This is a genomic window from Bacillus sp. LR--39, assembly GCF_053613335.1.
This window is the reverse complement of the sequence record NZ_JBSIOT010000322.1, coordinates 1-1,069: the sequence shown is the minus strand read 5'-3', so window position 1 is coordinate 1,069 and position 1,069 is coordinate 1. Positions and strand designations below refer to the sequence as shown.

The 1,069-nt window shown below is 46.7% G+C and carries 2 protein-coding genes; one reads left to right on the top strand and one right to left on the bottom strand.

The window, feature by feature from the left end:
* A partial coding sequence (locus ACWHAR_RS22895) for an APC family permease (RefSeq protein WP_452087924.1) occupies window positions 1-746 on the bottom strand: 746 nt, incomplete at its 3' end.
* A 143-nt stretch (window positions 747-889) separates the two neighbouring features.
* On the opposite strand from ACWHAR_RS22895, the gene ACWHAR_RS22890 reads away from it, so the two are divergent.
* Window positions 890-1,069: Lrp/AsnC family transcriptional regulator (locus ACWHAR_RS22890; protein WP_452087923.1), on the top strand; the 180-nt coding region annotated here is incomplete at its 3' end.

Genomic DNA, 1,069 nt, shown 5'->3' with positions numbered 1-1,069 from the left:
TTCTCTCCGTATGAATGAGTTCCCACCGTCACAAATGACAGCAAGATATACAGCCCTGCCACACAAGCCGCTGCCAAAAACAAGCTGATTGGGACATCTTTTTCAGGGCGATGAAACTCCTCAGCCAATGGGGTAATCATTTCCCAGCCTACAAAAGAGAAAAAAATCATAACAGAAACAGATCCCGCGGCAGACCAGCCATGCGGAAGAAACGGCTTGAATTCTGCTATCGTGACGTGTGGCAATGACACAGCAATAGAAGTGACAAGCAGAAATACGATGACACAAATAACGATTGTACTGATGTTTGCTGATAGTTGAATGCCTCTCATATGAAGCAAAATTGAGACAATCAGCATGCAGCCCGCAATCAATGTAATCTGCCAATCGGCCGCCTCTGTGATGTAACTGACGTAATGCGCGCCAGTCAAAGCGATGATGGGAACGCCGATCGGAACGGATCCTAACATGATCCAGCCCAAAATAGCCCCGGCTTTTTTCTGAAAGGCCAGCTGCACATAAACAGTGATTCCTCCCGCGCTGGGCGCTATTTTCACAAGCCGTGCCAGCGTGCCGACGAGAAGAAAAGATAAAAAAGACATGAATACCCAGACAAATAAAGAAGCCGGACCGGCCGTGTCCGCGGTAACAGACGGCAAAATTAATATCCCGCATCCTAAAACCGCCCCAATCGTTAACGCCGTCCCTTGTATCCAAGTAATAGAGCGCTGTAATTCTGGCAACATGATGCCTCCTCTCTGATTGATGGCTTTATTATAGAAAAAATAAGACGGCATCCATATGCTACAATGAAGGTAAATCAACAGCATTGCCTTACGATCAAAGGAATTTTCATTCATTCGCCTAAATATGTAAAGGAGCCAGACAAATGGACGATACAGACCTTCAGATTCTCTCGCATTTGCAGCGAAACGGCAGATTAACGATGGTTGAGCTGGGAAAGCTTGTCGGACTCAGTTCGCCAAGCGCTGCGGAGCGTGTCAGGAAGCTTGAAGACAAAGGAGTGATTACCGGCTACAGCGCGAATATCTGTTACGAAAAACTAAAC